Raw genomic sequence first — 16,795 nt, forward strand, 5'->3', positions numbered from 1 at the left:
GCAGGCAGAAACAGGCCCCCGGGCCCCGGATCAGCCCAGGTCCGGCGCGTGCATCGCCCGTACGCCCTCGATATTGCCGTCCAGGTAGTGCCGCAGCGACAGCGGTACGAGATGAACGGCGGCGATCCCCATCCGGCTGAACGGCACCCGTACGACGTCGTACTCGCCGCACGGATCCTCGATCTCGGGGCCGTGCCGGCGGGACAGGTCCATCGAATCCAGCCGGCAGACGAAGAAGTGCTGCACCTTCACGCCCTTCACCCCACCGCCCTCGATGTGCTCCACGGTGTCGACGAAGCAGGGGACCACATCGGTGATCTTGGCGCCGAGCTCCTCGTCCACCTCGCGGTGCAGAGCGTCGACAACGGTTGCGTCCTCGGGCTCGACCCCACCGCCCGGCGTGAGCCAGTACGGATCCACCCCAGGCTTGGTGCGCTTGATGAGGATGAGGTCGTTGCCGTCGAGCAGGATGGCGCGTGCGGTGCGCTTGACCACAGGACGTTCGGTCATGGCAAGAGAGTGGCCCACAGAACCCGTTCTGAAACACCCGCACGCCCGGGGGTCACCAGTCGGCTGCAGCGCGCACCAGCCAGTCGTGCGCCCGCGCGATGTGGGGCAGGGCGAGTGTGCCGGTCCGTGCGGCCAGGAAATAGGTGCGCAGCGGCGGGACCGGCGGGTCCAGGAGCGCCACCACCTCGCCGCGCTCCAGCGCCCCCTCACAGAGATAGCGCGGGAGTACGGCAAGCCCGGCGCCGGCGGCGGTGCACTCCAGGACAGCCCGCAGATCCGGTGCTATGACGGTGCCCGCGGCCGCGGGGCGGCAGTCGAAGACAGCCGCCCAGTAGCGGGAGACGAACGGCAGGCTCTCGTGCACTTCCACCACCGGCAGCTGCTCCAGCACCACAGGGCCTATGTGCCGCAGCGTTCCGGGGCCGAGACGCGCGGCCCAGCGCGGGGCGGCGACCAGCACATGCTCCTCGTCGCAGAGCGGAGTCGCGGTGAGCAGCCCACCGCGAGGGCGGGCCGTCGCGATGGCCAGATCATGGTGTCCGGCGGCGAGCCCCTCCAGCGTCTCCTCGGCGTTCGCGAGGAACGAGCTGCGCAGGGCGAGACCGTGGGAGACGAGGGACGTGAGTGCGGGCAGAGCGCGCAGCGATACGAATTCCGGGGGCCCGGCCAGATGCAGCGTCCGTACGGCCGACTCCTCGTCGACTCCGCTCTCGGCGATCTCGACCAGCGCGTCCAGATGGGGGGCCGCCCGGTGCGCGAGCTCGTCGCCCATGGTCGTCGGGGTCACGCCGCGGGCCCTGCGCAGGAAGAGCGGGCGGCCCAGCTGCCGTTCCAGTGTGCGTATCTGCGAGGTGACCGCGGGCTGGGAGAGGCCGAGCAGCGCGGCGGCCCGGGTGAAGGACCCGGCCCGGTGCACCGTCACGAAAGTACGCAGCAGGGCCAGGTCCACGTCCTGTCCCCTCCCACCTTTGCGAAGCGTCCGACCCGGACAACTATAAATATGTCGATAGGTCGCTGTCGCTACCGTGATTGGACACTGACGCAGAGTCAATTAGCCTTATCCAGGCGGTTCTTCGCGCGTGGAACCGGGACGGTCCGAGCCACGAGGGGGGAGGCTCGGACCGTCCGTACCAGCTGTGTCTTCCTGTGCTCTGCCGGCTCAGCGTCCGCCCATTGCCTCGCCCAGTGCCCGCTCCACATCGGCCACCAGGTCGTCCGCGTCCTCGGCCCCGACCGAGAACCGGATGAAGCCTTCCGGTACGGCGTCGCCGCCCCAGCGCGCCCGCCGCTCGGCGGTGGACCGCACGCCGCCGAAGCTCGTGGCGTCGTCGACCAGTCGCAGCCCGGCCAGGAAGCGCTCGGCGGTCTCGCGGTCGGGCAGCACGAACGACACCACGGAGCCGAAGCGCCGCATCTGCCGCACGGCGACCGGGTACGAAGGGTCGGTGGGCAACCCCGGATAACGCAGCCCGGTGACCTCCTGCCGCTTGCCCAGCGCCTCGGCGAGAACGAGCGCGTTCGCGCACTGCCGGTCGATCCGCAGCTCCAGCGTGGCCAGCGAACGGTGCGCGAGCCAGGCCTCCATCGGTCCGGGGATCGCCCCGACGACCTTGCGCCAGCGCCGCACGCCCGCCGCCAGCTCCGGATCGCGGCAGGTCACGTGGCCGAGCAGGATGTCACCGTGTCCGGTCATGCCCTTGGTGTCACTGGCCACCGAGAAGTCGGCGCCCAGCTCCAGCGGACGCTGACCGAGCGGGGTGGCGAGCGTGTTGTCGACGGCCACCAGGACGCCGGCCCCGTGCGCGGCCTCGATCAGCCGCCGCAGGTCGCAGACGTCGAGCCCAGGATTGGACGGTGTCTCGATCCACAGCAGTCGGGCCCCTTCCAGGACCGCCAGCTGTGCGTCGCCCCCGGTGGGCGCGGTCCGCACCTCGACGCCGTACGCCTCCAGCTGCTGGCGTACGAGCGGCAGCGCCTGATAGCCGTCGTCGGGCAGGACGACCGTGTCCCCGGACCGCACCTGGGAAAGCAGTACGGCCGAGATCGCCGCCATCCCGGAGGCGAACACCGTGGTCTCGACCGTCTCCCCCGGCGCTTCGAGCTCGCCGATGGCCCGCTCCAGATGGGTCCAGGTCGGGTTGGTGTCCCGGCCGTAGGTGTACGGTCCGGTCGGCTCGCCGGAGAGGTGGAAGTGCGCGGCGAATACCGGACCGGGCAGCGTGGGTTCGTACTGCTCCGGTTCGGGAAGACCCGCCCGTACCGCCCGGGTTCCGTCACCCATGGTGCTCATGCTGTTCCTTCTGTTCTCTGGTCGTACCGGTGCTTCTGATCCTGCTGGTCCCGCTGATCGCTCCGATTCGGCCGGATCAGTCCTCGTCCGGCAGGACGACATTCAGGGCCCAGGACACGACCGAGATGATCAGTCCGCCGAGCACGGCGGTCCAGAAGCCCTCGACATGGAAGCTGAGGTCGAACTGGTCGGCCAGCCAGGAGGTCAGCAGCAGCATCAGTGCGTTCACCACAAGGGTGATCAGACCCAGTGTGAGTATGAACAGCGGCAGGGTGAGCACCTTGACTATGGGCTTCACCACGAAGTTCACCAGCCCGAAGAGCAGGGCCACGAGGATCAGGGTGAGCACCTTGCGACCGGTACTGCCACCGGACAGCGTGATGTCGTCGAGCAGCCAGATGGCCACGGCCAGCGCACCCGCGTTGGCGATCGTCTTGACTACAAAATTCTTCATGTGTCTGATCGTGGCAGACATGATCGGTGGCGAACACCGGCAGAACGAAAGCAAGGGGCGGACGGGCCATGAAGGCATTCAGGCTGGACGAACTGGAGGCGGAACGGGCCGCCAACGACGGCGCGTATCTGCAGTTCCTGCGGGAACGGAACATGTCCGTCGGCCTGTACGCGCTGGACGCCGGCGACCTCGATCCGCAGCAGCCGCACAACCAGGACGAGGTCTACTTCGTCGTCAGCGGCCGCGCCTCGATCACCGTAGGCATGGAGACCACACAGGTGGGCAGGGGAAGCGTGGTCTACGTACCGGCCGGTGTGGCCCACAAGTTCCACCACATCACCGAGGATCTGCGGGTCATGGTGGTCTTCTCTCCACCGGAGAGCTGAGCCGGGACCTCAGGGATCCCTAAGGGTTCGATCAGGGGAGTTCGGGGGCTCCGGTGCCCCCGCAGGCCGCCCCCGCGCCTCTAGCATCGAAGCAGGTGCTCATCGAAGCCGTTACGCACAGAGACGAGGTTGGGACGATGGCCGTTCGGGAGATATTCGCGGGGATGCCCTGGTGGGTGAAGTGGGTCGCGGTGCCCGTCATCGCGATCGTCGTGTTCGGCGGCCTGATCGCCAGCGTGATCGGATTCGTGATCGGTCTGCTCTTCAAGGTCCTGGTCTTCGTGATCCTGGTCGGCGGGCTCGTGTTCGTCGTACGGAAGTTCATGTCGTCCTCGTCGTCGCGCGGTGACTGGTAGGCGGCGGCCGGTCACCAGTCGGGCAATTAGCCCAGCTGAGCTAAGTACAAGACGAAACGACACCCCTCGCGGGCACTGCCGATACAGTGGCGGTCCGCTGCCGTTGCCTGGGAAACAACTGTCCGCCACCACCCTGACCAGTGGTTTGTGTACACGCTCGGTCTCCGGACCCCAGGTCTGCGGCGGGTCCGTGGGGGCGGCCCCCACGAACGGGCTGACTGCCCGTCACCATGCCTGGGGGTGACCTTTGACCACGGCATCGAGTACCGCTGTCCCGACGTTGATCGGTTCGGTTCAGCGGGCGTTGAGGCTGTTGGAGGCTGTGGGCGCCCATCGGGAAGGGGCGCCTGCGAAGCAGCTCGCACGGGAAGCGGGACTTCCCCTTCCCACTGCGTACCACCTGTTGCGCACCCTGACCCATGAAGGCTATCTACGCCGGGAGAACGGCGTATTCCTCTTCGGGTCCGCTGCCGAGAAGCTGGTCGACGACGGTGCGCTGCAGAGTCGTCGCAGCACCATGGCCCAGTCGCTGGCCCGCTGGCGCGACATCATCGGTGCACCGGTGTACTGCGCCGTCTACCGCGAGGGTGAGATCGAACTCATCGCGGTCGCCGACACCCCCGCAGCACCGGCGGTCGAGGAGTGGGCCTCGTTCCGGGAGACCGGACATGCCCATGCGATCGGCCAGTGTCTGTTGAGCCGGCTCGACGAGAAGGCCCGCCAGGACCATCTGGATCGTCACCCTGTGCAGCCACTGACCCCCTACTCGGTGCGGGACCGACCGGCGTTTCTTGAGCGGTTGAGGTCGTTGGAGCGAACGGAACCTGTTGTCGAGCGACAGGAGTACGCCCTCGGAACGGTCTGCGCCGCCATCCCGATCGCAGTCGGGTACACGGCCGCCGCCATGGCCATTTCCGTACCCCTCGACCAAGAAGATCGATTGCTCCCCGCAGTCGAACGACTACGCGGCGAAGTGTCGAGCCTCTTGCGTTCGTTCGTGTTCTCTATCAGTATCTGAAAAATCACTCCTTGTGATCTGCTATCGCGTGCACCACGATGGCGTCAATAGGGCCATGGGGGATCATTCCTGGCCAGATTCATCTACTGCGGGGTTGAACGATGCGCGAGTCGGTTCAAGCTGAGGTCATGATGAGTTTTCTCGTCTCCGAGGAGCTCTCATTCCGTATCCCGGTGGAGCTCCGGTACGAGGTGTGCGATCCGTACGCGATCCGGATGACCTTCCATCTGCCCGGTGACGCCCCCGTCACCTGGGCTTTCGGTCGTGAGCTTCTGCTGGACGGCCTCAACAGCCCCAGCGGTGACGGTGATGTGCACATCAGTCCCACGGAGCCCGAGGGGCTGTCCGACGTACACATCCGGCTTCAGGTCGGCGCGGACCGTGCGCTCTTCAGGGCCGGAACAGCGCCACTCGTCGCGTTCCTCGACCGGACGGACAAGCTCGTCCCCCTCGGCCAGGAGTGCACGCTGAGTGACTTCGAGGGCAATCTGGAGGAGGCGCTGGGCCGGATCCTGGCCAAGGAACAGAACGCCGGCTGAGAAGGTTTGCGCCGACGGCCGGCACGCCGGTCGAACACGGCATCTCCCGAACGGGTGATATGTACTCCGCGCCATGGCTAGGGTCACCGCCTCGAGCGTCAATGCCTCGCCCTGCGACGCCGGCCCCTTCCGTTCCGTGCGGGTGCCGAAGCTCCGGCTTCCGCGCCGAGCCCCGTGCGGTCCGCGGAGACGACCAGCGCCGCCAGCACCGTCGTCACCGGCACCGAGGCGACCAGTCCGATCGACCCGACCAGCGTTCGTACGATCTCCTCCGCCACGAGTTCGCTGTTGGCCACCGTGCCCACACTGCTCTGCGCGATCGAGAAGAGCAGCAGCAGGGGAAGCGCGGCGCCGGCGTAGGCGAGCACCAGCGTGTTGACCACTGAGGCGATGTGGTCGCGACCGATCCTGATACCTGCCCGGTAGAGCTTCCGTGCGCCCATCGTCGGGTCCGCCTGGTGCAGTTCCCAGACCGCCGATGTCTGGGTGACCGTCACGTCGTCCAGCACGCCGAGCGAGCCGATGATGACACCGGCCAGCAGCAGGCCGCTCATGTCGATGTGGGGGTACAGGCCGTGGATGAGGCCGGTGCTGTCGTCGGTGTTGCCGGTCAGACTCGCCCAGCCGATGAAGAGCGAACCGAGCAGTCCGATCAGCAGCAGTGAGATCAGCGTGCCGATGACCGCGACCGAGGTGCGGGCGGTCAGCCCATGGCACATGTAGAGCGCGATCAGCATGATCGCGCTGGCCCCGACGACCGCGACCAGCAGCGGGTTCGAACCCTGCAGGATCGCGGGGAGGATGAACAGGGTCAGCACGGCGAACGACACGGCGAGCGCGATCAACGCCATCACCCCGCGCAGCCTGCCCACCACGACCACTGCGAGAGCGAAGATCCCGGCCAGCAGAGCCATCGGGACCTTCCGGTCCACGTCCGTCACGGAGTACTGAAGGTCATGGGGCGCGTCGGGGGCGTACGCGACGATCACGCCCTGTCCCTCGTGCAACTGCCGTGGCGCGTCGGGCTGGACGATCTCGACGAAGGTTCTTCCCTTGTCGTGGCCGGTCGTCACCTCGATCGTGGCCTTCTCGCACAACCCCGGCTCCTGGCCGGTAGTGGCGTTCCCCGACGGTGTCGTGGTGTTGCCGGTGGCCGGGGTCTGCGCGGCGTTCACGTCCTTGCAGTCGACCTTGTCGACCTTCACCACCGTGGCCTGCTGGGTCTGCCGGTCGAAGCCGACGCCGGTGCGCTCGTGCGCGGGTGCACCGCCCGGCCAGAGCACCACCAGCCCGACGACGACGGCGGTGGTGAACGGGATCAGGACGGCAGCGATGACCTTGCGCAGATGTTTCGAGACCGGCGCGGCAGGCCCGTGGCTGTGCGAGTGACCGTGCTGGTGGTCCTGCGGTCCGGAGTCATTTCGAGGGGACGTCACCGGGGGATCATCGCAAGAAGAGCAGGGGTCCACTGTTCAGTACGCCTCGAAGGGCGCTAGCGTGATGACACCTTTGTACACGCGGGAGCTCGGAGCACCGGGCTGAGAGGGCGCTGATATCCGTACATCCGTACGGGACAGGCTGCGCCGACCGCCGAACCTGTTACCGGGTAATGCCGGCGTAGGGAGTAGGTCTCATGACCACATCGGACGCACGCACGCCTGCCTCGAACCAGAGCGACGAGGCCGGAAAGTCCATCGGCTGGCACAAGGGATACGTCCAGGGCTCGCGCCCGGACCTCCGGGTGCCGGTCCGGCAGGTGCACCTGACCAACGGCAACTCCGTGACGCTGTACGACACATCGGGGCCGTACACCGATCCGACCACCGACACCGACGTCCGCCGCGGCCTCGCGCCGCTGCGTGAGAACTGGATCGTCGCCCGCGGCGACACCGAGGAGTACGCGGGCCGCCCGGTCCGCCCCGAGGACGACGGGCTCAAGCACACCTCGCCGCGCGGCGGACTGCGCAACCTCGACGCGGTCTTCCCCGGTCGCCCACGGCAGCCGCGCCGCAGCCGCGACGGACAGCCGGTGACCCAGCTCGCGTACGCCCGCCGAGGCGAGATCACCCCGGAGATGGAGTACGTGGCGATCCGGGAGAACGTCGAACCCGAGGTCGTACGCGAGGAGATCGCCGCGGGCAGGGCGGTCCTGCCGGCCAACGTCAACCACCCGGAGATCGAGCCGATGATCATCGGTAAGCGGTTCCTGGTGAAGGTCAACGCCAACATCGGCAACTCGGCGGTCACCTCCTCCATCGAGGAGGAGGTCGAGAAGATGACGTGGGCGACGCGATGGGGCGCCGACACGGTCATGGATCTCTCCACCGGCCGCAACATTCACACCACCCGTGAGTGGGTTCTGCGTAACTCACCGGTGCCGATCGGCACCGTTCCGCTCTACCAGGCCCTCGAAAAGGTCGACGGCAGGGCGGAGGAACTGACCTGGGAGATCTATAAGGACACCGTCATCGAGCAGGCCGAACAGGGCGTCGACTACATGACGGTCCATGCCGGCGTGCGCCTCCCGTACGTCCCGCTCACAGCCCGCCGTAAGACCGGCATCGTCTCCCGCGGCGGCTCGATCATGGCGGCCTGGTGCCTGGCGCACCACAAGGAGTCGTTCCTGTACGAGAACTTCGAGGAGCTCTGCGAGATCCTCGCGACGTACGACGTCACGTACTCGCTGGGCGACGGGCTGCGTCCCGGCTCGATCGCCGACGCCAACGACGAGGCGCAGTTCGCCGAACTGCGCACGCTCGGCGAACTCAACACGACCGCCAAGCGGTTCGGCGTCCAGACGATGATCGAGGGTCCGGGCCATGTCCCGATGCACAAGATCAAGGAGAACATCGACCTCCAGCAGGAGATCTGCGAGGAGGCGCCGTTCTACACGCTCGGCCCGCTGACCACCGATGTGGCCCCGGCGTACGACCACATCACCTCGGGCATCGGCGCCGCGATGATCGCCTGGTGGGGGACGGCGATGCTCTGCTACGTCACGCCCAAGGAGCACCTGGGCCTGCCCGACCGGGACGACGTGAAGACGGGCGTCATCACCTACAAGATCGCGGCCCACGCGGCGGACCTCGCCAAGGGGCACCCGGGTGCGCAGGACTGGGACGACGCGCTGTCGGACGCGCGCTTCGAGTTCCGGTGGGAGGACCAGTTCAATCTGGCTCTCGACCCGGACACGGCGCGGGCGTTCCATGACGAGACGCTGCCGGCGGAACCGGCGAAGACGGCGCACTTCTGCTCGATGTGCGGCCCGAAGTTCTGCTCGATGAAGATCTCTCAGGACATCCGTCGTGAGCACGGCGGTTCGCAGTCGGAGATCGAGGCGGGCATGGCGGAGAAGTCCAAGGAGTTCGCGGCGGCCGGCAACCGCGTCTATCTGCCGATCGCGGACTGAGTCATCGGGTGCGGCACTGCGCCGGGGCGCTGCGAGAACCGTCCCGGCGCAGTGCACCTCTCCGGGCCGAAGGCCAGAAGGGGGAGCAGCGCACGGGTACGAGGACGACGAGACCTGCTCCGAGCGCCGGCGCGAGGACGACGAACAAGAGATTCGACCCCGGTCAGTCCAGCTCGTGTTCCGGGCCGCCGAAGTCCGGGCTGGTGAAGTCGGGGCTGGTGAACGACGGGCGGGGACCTGCCGCCGGTCCTTCGTCCGGGCCCGAGAAGTCCGGCCTGGAGTAGCCGATCTTCGGGATGCGGTTGGCCGAACGGTGAGGTGTACGTGATGCGGGACCGGCCGTGGGATCGGCGAGGGCATCCCGCAGGAACGGCAGGATGCCCCGCTCCAGCAGTGCATGGCGCCAGGCCTCCCTGGCGCGCGCCACATCCTCCGGCAGCTCGTCCTCGGTGTCCTCGGCCGGCAGCGACGTCGAGCCGTTGCGCAGCGCCGTGGTGAGCAGTCCTATGGCGGCGGCCAGTATCGCCGCCGCCATGACCGCCGCGAAGAACCAGCCGGCGGTGACCATGGTGTCGGCGAACGACGGGGGCCTGCTGAGCATCTTCAGGATGTAACCGACCAGCAGGAAGATCAGCGCGGCGGTGCCCGCGAGCATCGGCGCCAGGACGGTGACGACCGCCCCTATGCCGGCGCCCGGCCGGTCCGGATCGTCCGCTTCGGACCCGAGGCCCGAGCCTTGGGCCGAGTCGGCGGCCGGTCCGCGCAGCTCTTCGCGGACCTTCACGTAGTGGTCGTACTCGGTGGCTGCCGCCGCGGTGATCAGAGCCGTGGCGTTCAGCGCCATCGTGCGCAGCTGTTCCGTGTTGAGCCGTTCGCCGACTCCGGCCAGATCTGGTCGTTCGTGGGCGTGGCGTAGCGCATCGCCGAGGATCCGCTCGTACTCGGGTCGGTCCTCGGCCAGCAGGTGCGGAGCGCTGTTCATGTGCATCCCCCGATGCTCCGTTGGGCCTGAGTACCCGCTTGGACCGGGCAGTTGGGCGGAAACGGAGGAGAGCCTGCTACTGATAGGCCGATGGTAGAGCGCCCACGGCACGGGGTGACAGGGGGTTTCCGTAAATAGGCCCAGTGGTCGGCGTGGTCAGGTCGTGGATGCGTCTTCCCCGGAGACCGTCAGTCATGCAACGGCAGCCGGACGACCAGCAGCTTTCCGGCCATGGTCACGCCGCCGTCCATGGCGATGGCGAGCCCGTCCGCGTACACGTGCGGGCCGTCCACCACGGGGCCGGCGCTGTCCTCGCCGTCCTCCGAGCCGACCTCGCCGAGCAGATACGGAATGGGGCTGTGACCATGGACGATGCGCTGTCCGCCGTACGCCGCCATCAGCTCCTGGACTGCCTCCGAGCCCCCCTCGTCGCGGAAGGCGAACCGCCTGGTGAGCTTGCGGAACAGGTCCCAGCACTCGTCGGCGTCGTTACGCGTGAGAATGGCGTGCACGGTCTCGTTGACGTCCTCGATGGTGGAGCCGTAGTCGAGGTACGCCGTCGTGTCGGAGTGCATCAGTAGGTGCCCGTCCTCCTCGACGACCGCGTCGAGACGGGACATCCACTGGAGGTGGACGTCCTGGAGCCGCTCCATGTCGGTCTTCTGGCCGCCGTTGAGCAGCCAGGCGGCCTGGAAGGTGGCGGTGCCCGCACCGGAGTTGACCGGGGTGTCGGCGAACCGCTTGGCGCCGATCAGCAGCAGTTCGTGGTTGCCCATCAGGGCCTTGCAGTAGCCGCCCGCGGCCGCAGCCTCGGCGGACAGACGCATGATCAGGTCGATGACACCGATGCCGTCCGGACCGCGGTCGGTGAAGTCACCGAGGAACCAGAGCCGGGCGTTGCCCGCGGCCCAGGCGCCTTCGGCGTCGATGAGGCCCTGTCCCATGAGGGCGTCGCGAAGCTCGTCCAGATAGCCGTGGACGTCGCCGACCACGTACAGCGGTCCCAGACCCTGGTCCGTGGCGGGCCGCGGATCCGGGACGGCCTGCACCTGGACGGTGTCACCGCGGTTGATCACGGGAAGATCGCGCGCGGTGGGCGTGTACCCCTCCGGCTCGCCGCCCGGTACGACATCGCCGGGGTGCGGCGCCGCGGGCGGCGCGGGAGTCTGCGCATAGGGCGGCACACGGAAGTCACGCAACGTCGCCGTCCGTTCCACGGGTTCCTGACCGGCCCCCTGTGTCATCGACCCCTCCACCACCGTCGCGCCGCCGTACACCTGACGGGCCCTGCTGGTCGGGGTGGTCCGCGGTGTCGTGCGCCCATCATAGGAATGCGGATCGTGCAGTGTGATGCACCAGGGGTGGTGAATCCCGGCGCACGACAGGTTCACCGGCCGATTGGTCCCAATTGGCCTGATCAATCCCTGGACGGGGATCGAGGCGCGCTGACCGTGGTGCGGGGCGGACGGCGTTGCGAGGACGTCCGGACGATGAGTTCGGTCGGTATGACCCGCTCAACCGGACCGTCCTGGTCGACACCTTCGATCGCGTCGATGAGGAGCTGGACGACCGCCGTGCCGATCTGGCGCGGTTTGAGTGAGAGCGTCGTGATGGGGGGCTCGGTCGTCGCGTACACGGTGGACTCGCTGCAGCAGACCAGCAGCAGATCCTCGGGGACGCGCAACCCGTACCGGCGGGCGGCCGCCAGCAGGTCGGTGCCGTTGGGGTCGAAGAGCCCGTAGACGGCGTCGGGCCGGTCCGGGCGGGCGAGGAGCCGGTCGGCGGCCACCGCCCCCGCGCACGGGTCGTGGGCGGGATAGGACTCGTACACCGGATCCTGGCCCACGCGCTCGCACCAATGGAGGTATGCGGTGGTGGAGAGCCGGGTGTACGTGTCGGTGGTGGTGCCGGTGAGCAGGCCGATCCGCCGGGCCCCGGCGGCGGCGAGATGGTCGAGGAGGTCGAGCACGGCGGCCCGGTGGTCGTTGTCCACCCACGCGGTGACCGGCAGGGCCCCGGCGGGGCGGCCGTCCGAGACGACGGGCAGCCCCTGGCGGACGAGTTCGGTGACGACCGGGTCCTGGTCGGAGGGGTCGATGACGACGGTGCCGTCGAGGGCGACGTTCGACCAGACGTCGTGGCGTGAGGTGGCGGGGAGGATGACGAGCGCGTAGCCGCGGGCGAGCGCGGCGGAGGTGGCCGCTCTGGCCATCTCGGCGAAGTAGGCGAACTCGGTGAAGGTGAAAGGTTCATCCCCGTACGTCGTCACGGTCAGGCCGATGAGGCCGGACTTGCCGGTACGGAGGGTTCGGGCCGCGGCGGACGGGCGGTAGCCCAGGCGCTCGGCGACCTCGCGGACATGGCGGCGGGTGGCGTCCGGGAGCCGCCCCTTGCCGTTGAGCGCGTCGGAGACGGTCGTGATGGAGACCCCGGCGGCGGCGGCCACATCCCGGATTCCCGCTCGTCCCTGCCGGCCGCCGCGCCGGGGTGTCTCCGTCCGGCTCACCTGGTGCTTCCCTGCTGCTGTCATGGCGAGCCGATAGTAGGGCTCGGGCAGGCGGTTGGGCCGGTCGCATATTCACGCATTGACAGGCACGTTTTTGCATGATCGTTTGGTGGCAAATGCCTTGCAAAACAAGGGCGTTGATGGGGTCGACCGTAGTGTGTGACGTGTCGATGAGGATGGGCCTACTAAATGGTCGATGTTTCGAAGAGGTCTCAACTCACCTCTTCGGGGGATGCGCGCCACGGAGTGAGCCACCGGCGCGCGCCGGGATGAGGGACGCTCCCCCCATTCCCGGCTCCACCGGACGATTCCTCCGCTCGCCCATTCGCACCGGCGCCCAATCCTCATAAGGTGAGCAGTATTGATGTGTACGACGGTCGAGGAGGACCTGCGGTGAGCGAGACGAGCCCCAAGCTGCGTGCCGAACTGGACGGCGTCCCCGCCTATGTGCCGGGCAGGCCGGCGGCGGCCGACGGGCCGCTCGCGTTCAAGCTGTCCTCCAACGAGAACCCGTATCCGCCGCTGCCCGGCGTGATGGAGTCCGCCCTGGCCGCGGCCGCGCACTTCAACCGCTACCCGGACATGGCCTGCACCGGTCTGATGAACGAGCTGGCCGACCGGTTCGGCGTGCCCGTCTCGCACCTCGCCACCGGAACCGGCTCCGTCGGGGTGGCGCAGCAGCTGCTCCAGGCCACGTCGGGCCCGGGTGACGAGGTCATCTACGCCTGGCGCTCCTTCGAGGCGTACCCGATCATCACCCAGGTCAGCGGCGCGACCTCGGTGAAGGTGCCGCTGACCGACGGCGAGGTGCACGACCTGGACGCGATGGCGGACGCGATCACGGACCGTACTCGGATGATCTTCGTCTGCAACCCGAACAACCCGACCGGGACGGTGGTGCGCAGGGCCGAGCTGGAGCGCTTCCTGGACCGGGTGCCGGGCGATGTGCTCGTGGTGCTCGACGAGGCGTACAAGGAGTTCATCCGCGATGTCGACGTGCCGGACGGCATGGAGATCTACCGGGACCGGCCCAATGTGGCGGTGCTGCGGACGTTCTCCAAGGCTTACGGTCTGGCCGGCCTTCGGGTCGGATTCGCAGTGGCCCACGAGCCGGTGGCGGCCGCACTGCGCAAGACGGCGGTGCCGTTCGGTGTCAGTCAGGTGGCGCAGGACGCGGCGGTCGCCTCACTGCGCGCCGAGGACGAACTGCTCGGCCGGGTCGGTTCCCTGGTCTGCGAACGTATCCGGGTGCACAAGGCTCTGGTGAGCCAGGGCTGGACCGTTCCGGAGTCCCAGGCCAACTTCGTCTGGCTGCGGCTCGGCGACCGCACGCTGGACTTCGCCGGGGCGTGCGAGCGGGCCGGAGTCGTGGTCAGGCCGTTCGCGGGCGAGGGTGTGCGGGTCTCGATCGGCGAGGACGAGGCGAACGACGTGTTCCTGAGGGTGGCGGAGGCGTACCGCAAGGAGCTGTAACCGAAGTCGCGCGTGCTGCGACCAGCCGTGGCACGGCGTGTGCACGTGCACCGGAAGGCCCCGTACCTCTCGTTCGTCGAGGTCCGGGGCCTTCGCGTGGGAGCGTCCCGATAGAGGGACCCCCCTCGAACACCCCGAAAACCTGTGCGCCATAATGCTTGTGAATGTGAACGCGTTCACAAGCGCGTCCTGTTCCTCCCGTGATCGGTGGGTTAGCAATGCAACCTTCCGCTCACTACGGCGACGTAAGGAGAAGACGACGTGGAGCTGGCTCTGGCGCCCGAGACCTTGGCGCGATGGCAGTTCGGGATCACCACCGTCTACCACTTCCTTTTCGTTCCCCTGACGATCTCTCTTGCCGCGCTCACCGCCGGCCTGCAGACCGCCTGGGTGCGGACCGACAACCAGAAGTACCTCAGGGCCACCAAGTTCTGGGGCAAGCTCTTCCTGATCAACATCGCCATGGGTGTCGTCACCGGCATCGTCCAGGAGTTCCAGTTCGGCATGAACTGGTCCGACTACTCACGCTTCGTCGGCGACATCTTCGGCGCCCCCCTGGCCTTCGAGGCGCTGATCGCGTTCTTCTTCGAGTCCACCTTCATCGGGCTGTGGATCTTCGGCTGGGACAAGCTGCCGAAGAAGATCCACCTTGCCTGCATCTGGATGGTCTCCATCGGGACGGTCCTCTCCGCATACTTCATCCTCGCGGCCAACTCCTGGATGCAGCACCCGGTCGGCTACCGGATCAACAAGGAACGCGGCCGGGCCGAGCTCACCGACTTCTGGCATGTGCTCACCCAGAACACCGCGCTCACCCAGTTCTTCCACACCCTCACGGCGGCCTTCCTGGTCGGCGGCGCGTTCATGGTCGGCATCGCCGCCTTCCATCTGGCGCGCAAGCAGCACATCCCGGTGATGCGTACCTCGCTGCGGCTCGGACTGGTCACCGTCGTGATCGCCGGGCTGCTCACCGCCGTCAGCGGCGACCTGCTCGGCAAGGTCATGTTCAAGCAGCAGCCGATGAAGATGGCCGCTGCCGAGGCGCTCTGGGAGGGGCAGAACGCGGCGCCCTTCTCGATCTTCGCGGTCGGCGATGTGGCCAAGGGGCACAACACCGTGGAGATCTCCGTCCCGGGGATACTGTCGTTCCTCGCGGACGACAACTTCCACTCGTACATCCCCGGCATCAACGACATCAACAAGGCCGAGCAGGAGAAGTTCGGACCCGGCGACTACCGGCCCAACATCCCGGTCGCCTTCTGGAGCTTCCGCTGGATGATCGGCTTCGGCATGGCGTCCTTCGGCCTCGGCCTGCTCGGGCTGTGGCTGACGCGGAAGAAGTTCATGCTGCGACCGGGGCTGCGGACCGGTGAGGACGAGGTGCCGCATCTGGTCCTCTTCAAGAGCAAGGCCCTCAGCCCGAAGCTGACCAAGCTCTACTGGATCGTCGCCCTCTGGACGCTGCTCTTCCCGCTGATCGCCAACTCCTGGGGCTGGATCTTCACAGAGACGGGCCGCCAGCCCTGGGTCGTCTTCGGGGTTCTGCAGACCCGTGACGCCGTCTCCCCCGGCGTCTCGCAGGGTGAGGTGCTCACCTCGCTGATCCTCTTCACCCTGCTCTACGCGGCGCTCGCTGTGATCGAGGTCAAGCTGCTCATGAAGTACATCAAGGCCGGGCCGCCAGAACTCACGGAGTCCGACCTCAACCCGCCCACCAAGATCGGCGGCGACGACCATGACGACGCCGACCGGCCGATGGCCTTCTCCTACTGAGAGCAGAGGAGCGGAGAGATGGAACTCCACGACGTCTGGTTCGTCCTCATCGCCGTCCTCTGGATCGGCTACTTCTTCCTGGAGGGATTCGACTTCGGCATCGGTGTCCTCACCAAGCTGCTGGCCCGGGACCGCCGGGAACGGCGGGTCCTGATCAATACGATCGGGCCCGTCTGGGACGGCAACGAGGTATGGCTGCTCACCGCGGGCGGCGCTACCTTCGCCGCCTTCCCCGAGTGGTACGCCACGCTGTTCTCCGGCTTCTACCTGCCGTTGCTGATCATCCTGCTCTGCCTGATCGTGCGGGGTGTCGCCTTCGAATACCGGGCGAAGCGGCCTGAGGAGAGGTGGCAGACCAACTGGGAACACGCGATCTTCTGGACTTCGCTGATCCCGGCCCTGCTCTGGGGTCTGGCCTTCGGGAACATCGTGCGCGGCGTGAAGATCGATGCCGACATGGAGTACGTGGGCAACTTCGGGGACCTGCTCAACCCGTACGCGATCCTCGGTGGTCTGGTCACACTCTTCCTCTTCACCTTCCACGGCGCGGTGTTCGCCGCGCTCAAGACGGTCGGGGACATCCGGCAGCGGGCGCGTGGCATGGCGCTCAAGCTGGGTCTGATCACCGCGGTGCTCGCGCTCGGTTTCCTGAGCTGGACCCAGATCGACAACGGCGACGCCAAGAGCCTTGTCGCGATGATCATCGCTGTGCTGGCGCTGGTCGGAGCGATCGGTGCCATAGCGGCCGGACGTGAGGGCTGGTCGTTCGCACTCTCCGGAGTGACCATCACGGCCGCGGTCGCGATGCTCTTCCTGACGCTCTTCCCCGACGTCATGCCGTCCTCGCTGAACGACGCCTGGAGCCTCACGGTCACCAACGCCTCGTCCAGTCCGTACACGCTGAAGATCATGACCTGGTGCGCAGGGATCGCCACCCCCGTGGTGCTGCTGTACCAGGGATGGACGTACTGGGTGTTCCGCAAGCGGATCGGCACGCAGCACATTGCCGAGGCGCACTGACGCGTCCGGGCCTCTCTGTCGGGCGAGAGAAGGATCTCGGCCCTTCTCTCGCCCCGGTCCACCGAACGAGCTCTCTGGG

General features: G+C 67.6%; 16 protein-coding genes and 1 riboswitch. Of the genes, 8 read left to right on the forward strand and 8 right to left on the reverse strand.

Annotated features, from left to right (window positions below):
- Positions 1-30 precede the first annotated feature (30 nt).
- The 4 genes from ACFYP5_RS16245 to ACFYP5_RS16260 all read right to left on the reverse strand — a co-directional run bounded on the left by ACFYP5_RS16245 (position 31) and on the right by ACFYP5_RS16260 (position 3,254).
- Complete coding sequence (locus tag ACFYP5_RS16245; RefSeq protein ID WP_383974188.1) at positions 31-510, reverse strand: NUDIX domain-containing protein; 480 nt, start codon at positions 508-510, stop codon at positions 31-33.
- 52 nt (positions 511-562) lie between these two features.
- Entirely contained in the window at positions 563-1,459 is an 897-nt protein-coding gene (locus ACFYP5_RS16250) for a LysR family transcriptional regulator (RefSeq protein WP_389035785.1), read from the reverse strand.
- Between the two features lie 210 nt (positions 1,460-1,669).
- Positions 1,670-2,800 carry a cystathionine gamma-lyase gene (locus ACFYP5_RS16255; RefSeq protein ID WP_389035788.1) on the reverse strand — a complete coding sequence of 377 codons (1,131 nt, stop codon included), beginning with the start codon at positions 2,798-2,800 and terminating at the stop codon, positions 1,670-1,672.
- Between the two features lie 76 nt (positions 2,801-2,876).
- Positions 2,877-3,254, reverse strand: coding sequence for a phage holin family protein (locus ACFYP5_RS16260; protein WP_389035791.1), 378 nt, complete (start codon positions 3,252-3,254; stop codon positions 2,877-2,879).
- A 68-nt stretch (positions 3,255-3,322) separates the two neighbouring features.
- Here ACFYP5_RS16260 and ACFYP5_RS16265 point away from each other — a divergent pair, with 68 nt between their 5' ends.
- From ACFYP5_RS16265 to ACFYP5_RS16280, 4 genes are all read left to right on the forward strand, one after another.
- On the forward strand, positions 3,323-3,640 hold the full coding sequence (locus ACFYP5_RS16265; RefSeq protein ID WP_030973811.1) for a cupin domain-containing protein: 318 nt from the start codon (positions 3,323-3,325) through the stop codon (positions 3,638-3,640).
- 137 nt (positions 3,641-3,777) lie between these two features.
- Positions 3,778-3,996, forward strand: a complete 219-nt coding sequence (locus tag ACFYP5_RS16270) for a DUF5326 family protein (protein ID WP_030930600.1) — start codon at positions 3,778-3,780, stop codon at positions 3,994-3,996.
- A 247-nt stretch (positions 3,997-4,243) separates the two neighbouring features.
- On the forward strand, positions 4,244-5,014 hold the full coding sequence (locus ACFYP5_RS16275) for an IclR family transcriptional regulator (protein WP_389035795.1): 771 nt from the start codon (positions 4,244-4,246) through the stop codon (positions 5,012-5,014).
- 101 nt (positions 5,015-5,115) lie between these two features.
- The gene (locus ACFYP5_RS16280; protein WP_030930605.1) at positions 5,116-5,553 is read left to right on the forward strand and encodes an SsgA family sporulation/cell division regulator; all 438 of its coding nucleotides are present in this window, start codon (positions 5,116-5,118) and stop codon (positions 5,551-5,553) included.
- A 98-nt stretch (positions 5,554-5,651) separates the two neighbouring features.
- On the opposite strand, the gene ACFYP5_RS16285 is transcribed toward ACFYP5_RS16280, so the two are convergent.
- Positions 5,652-6,989 carry a YibE/F family protein gene (locus ACFYP5_RS16285; protein WP_389035798.1) on the reverse strand — a complete coding sequence of 446 codons (1,338 nt, stop codon included), beginning with the start codon at positions 6,987-6,989 and terminating at the stop codon, positions 5,652-5,654.
- 71 nt (positions 6,990-7,060) lie between these two features.
- Positions 7,061-7,194, forward strand: a riboswitch (TPP riboswitch).
- Here ACFYP5_RS16285 and thiC point away from each other — a divergent pair.
- Positions 7,187-8,962: a phosphomethylpyrimidine synthase ThiC gene (thiC, locus tag ACFYP5_RS16290; RefSeq protein WP_389035800.1), complete on the forward strand. Its 1,776-nt coding sequence runs from the start codon at positions 7,187-7,189 to the stop codon at positions 8,960-8,962. (Overlaps the previous riboswitch by 8 nt.)
- Before the next feature lie 163 nt (positions 8,963-9,125).
- Here thiC and ACFYP5_RS16295 read toward each other — a convergent pair whose 3' ends face one another.
- The 3 genes from ACFYP5_RS16295 to ACFYP5_RS16305 all read right to left on the reverse strand — a co-directional run bounded on the left by ACFYP5_RS16295 (position 9,126) and on the right by ACFYP5_RS16305 (position 12,474).
- Positions 9,126-9,950 carry a hypothetical protein gene (locus tag ACFYP5_RS16295; RefSeq protein ID WP_389035803.1) on the reverse strand — a complete coding sequence of 275 codons (825 nt, stop codon included), beginning with the start codon at positions 9,948-9,950 and terminating at the stop codon, positions 9,126-9,128.
- Between the two features lie 182 nt (positions 9,951-10,132).
- A complete protein-coding gene (locus ACFYP5_RS16300; RefSeq protein ID WP_389035806.1) occupies positions 10,133-11,188 on the reverse strand; it encodes a metallophosphoesterase in 1,056 nt (351 codons plus the stop codon).
- A 173-nt stretch (positions 11,189-11,361) separates the two neighbouring features.
- The gene (locus ACFYP5_RS16305; RefSeq protein ID WP_389035809.1) at positions 11,362-12,474 is read right to left on the reverse strand and encodes a LacI family DNA-binding transcriptional regulator; all 1,113 of its coding nucleotides are present in this window, start codon (positions 12,472-12,474) and stop codon (positions 11,362-11,364) included.
- Positions 12,475-12,843: 369 nt separating this feature from the next.
- Here ACFYP5_RS16305 and hisC point away from each other — a divergent pair, with 369 nt between their 5' ends.
- The 3 genes from hisC (at position 12,844) to cydB (ending at position 16,716) form a co-directional block, all read left to right on the forward strand.
- Entirely contained in the window at positions 12,844-13,923 is a 1,080-nt protein-coding gene (hisC, locus tag ACFYP5_RS16310; RefSeq protein WP_389035812.1) for a histidinol-phosphate transaminase, read from the forward strand.
- Positions 13,924-14,184: 261 nt separating this feature from the next.
- Entirely contained in the window at positions 14,185-15,696 is a 1,512-nt protein-coding gene (locus ACFYP5_RS16315) for a cytochrome ubiquinol oxidase subunit I (RefSeq protein ID WP_389035814.1), read from the forward strand.
- Positions 15,697-15,714: 18 nt separating this feature from the next.
- Positions 15,715-16,716: a cytochrome d ubiquinol oxidase subunit II gene (cydB, locus tag ACFYP5_RS16320; protein ID WP_389035817.1), complete on the forward strand. Its 1,002-nt coding sequence runs from the start codon at positions 15,715-15,717 to the stop codon at positions 16,714-16,716.
- Positions 16,717-16,795 lie beyond the last annotated feature (79 nt).

This window comes from Streptomyces sp. NPDC005262, assembly GCF_042872425.1.
GTDB lineage: Bacteria > Actinomycetota > Actinomycetes > Streptomycetales > Streptomycetaceae > Streptomyces.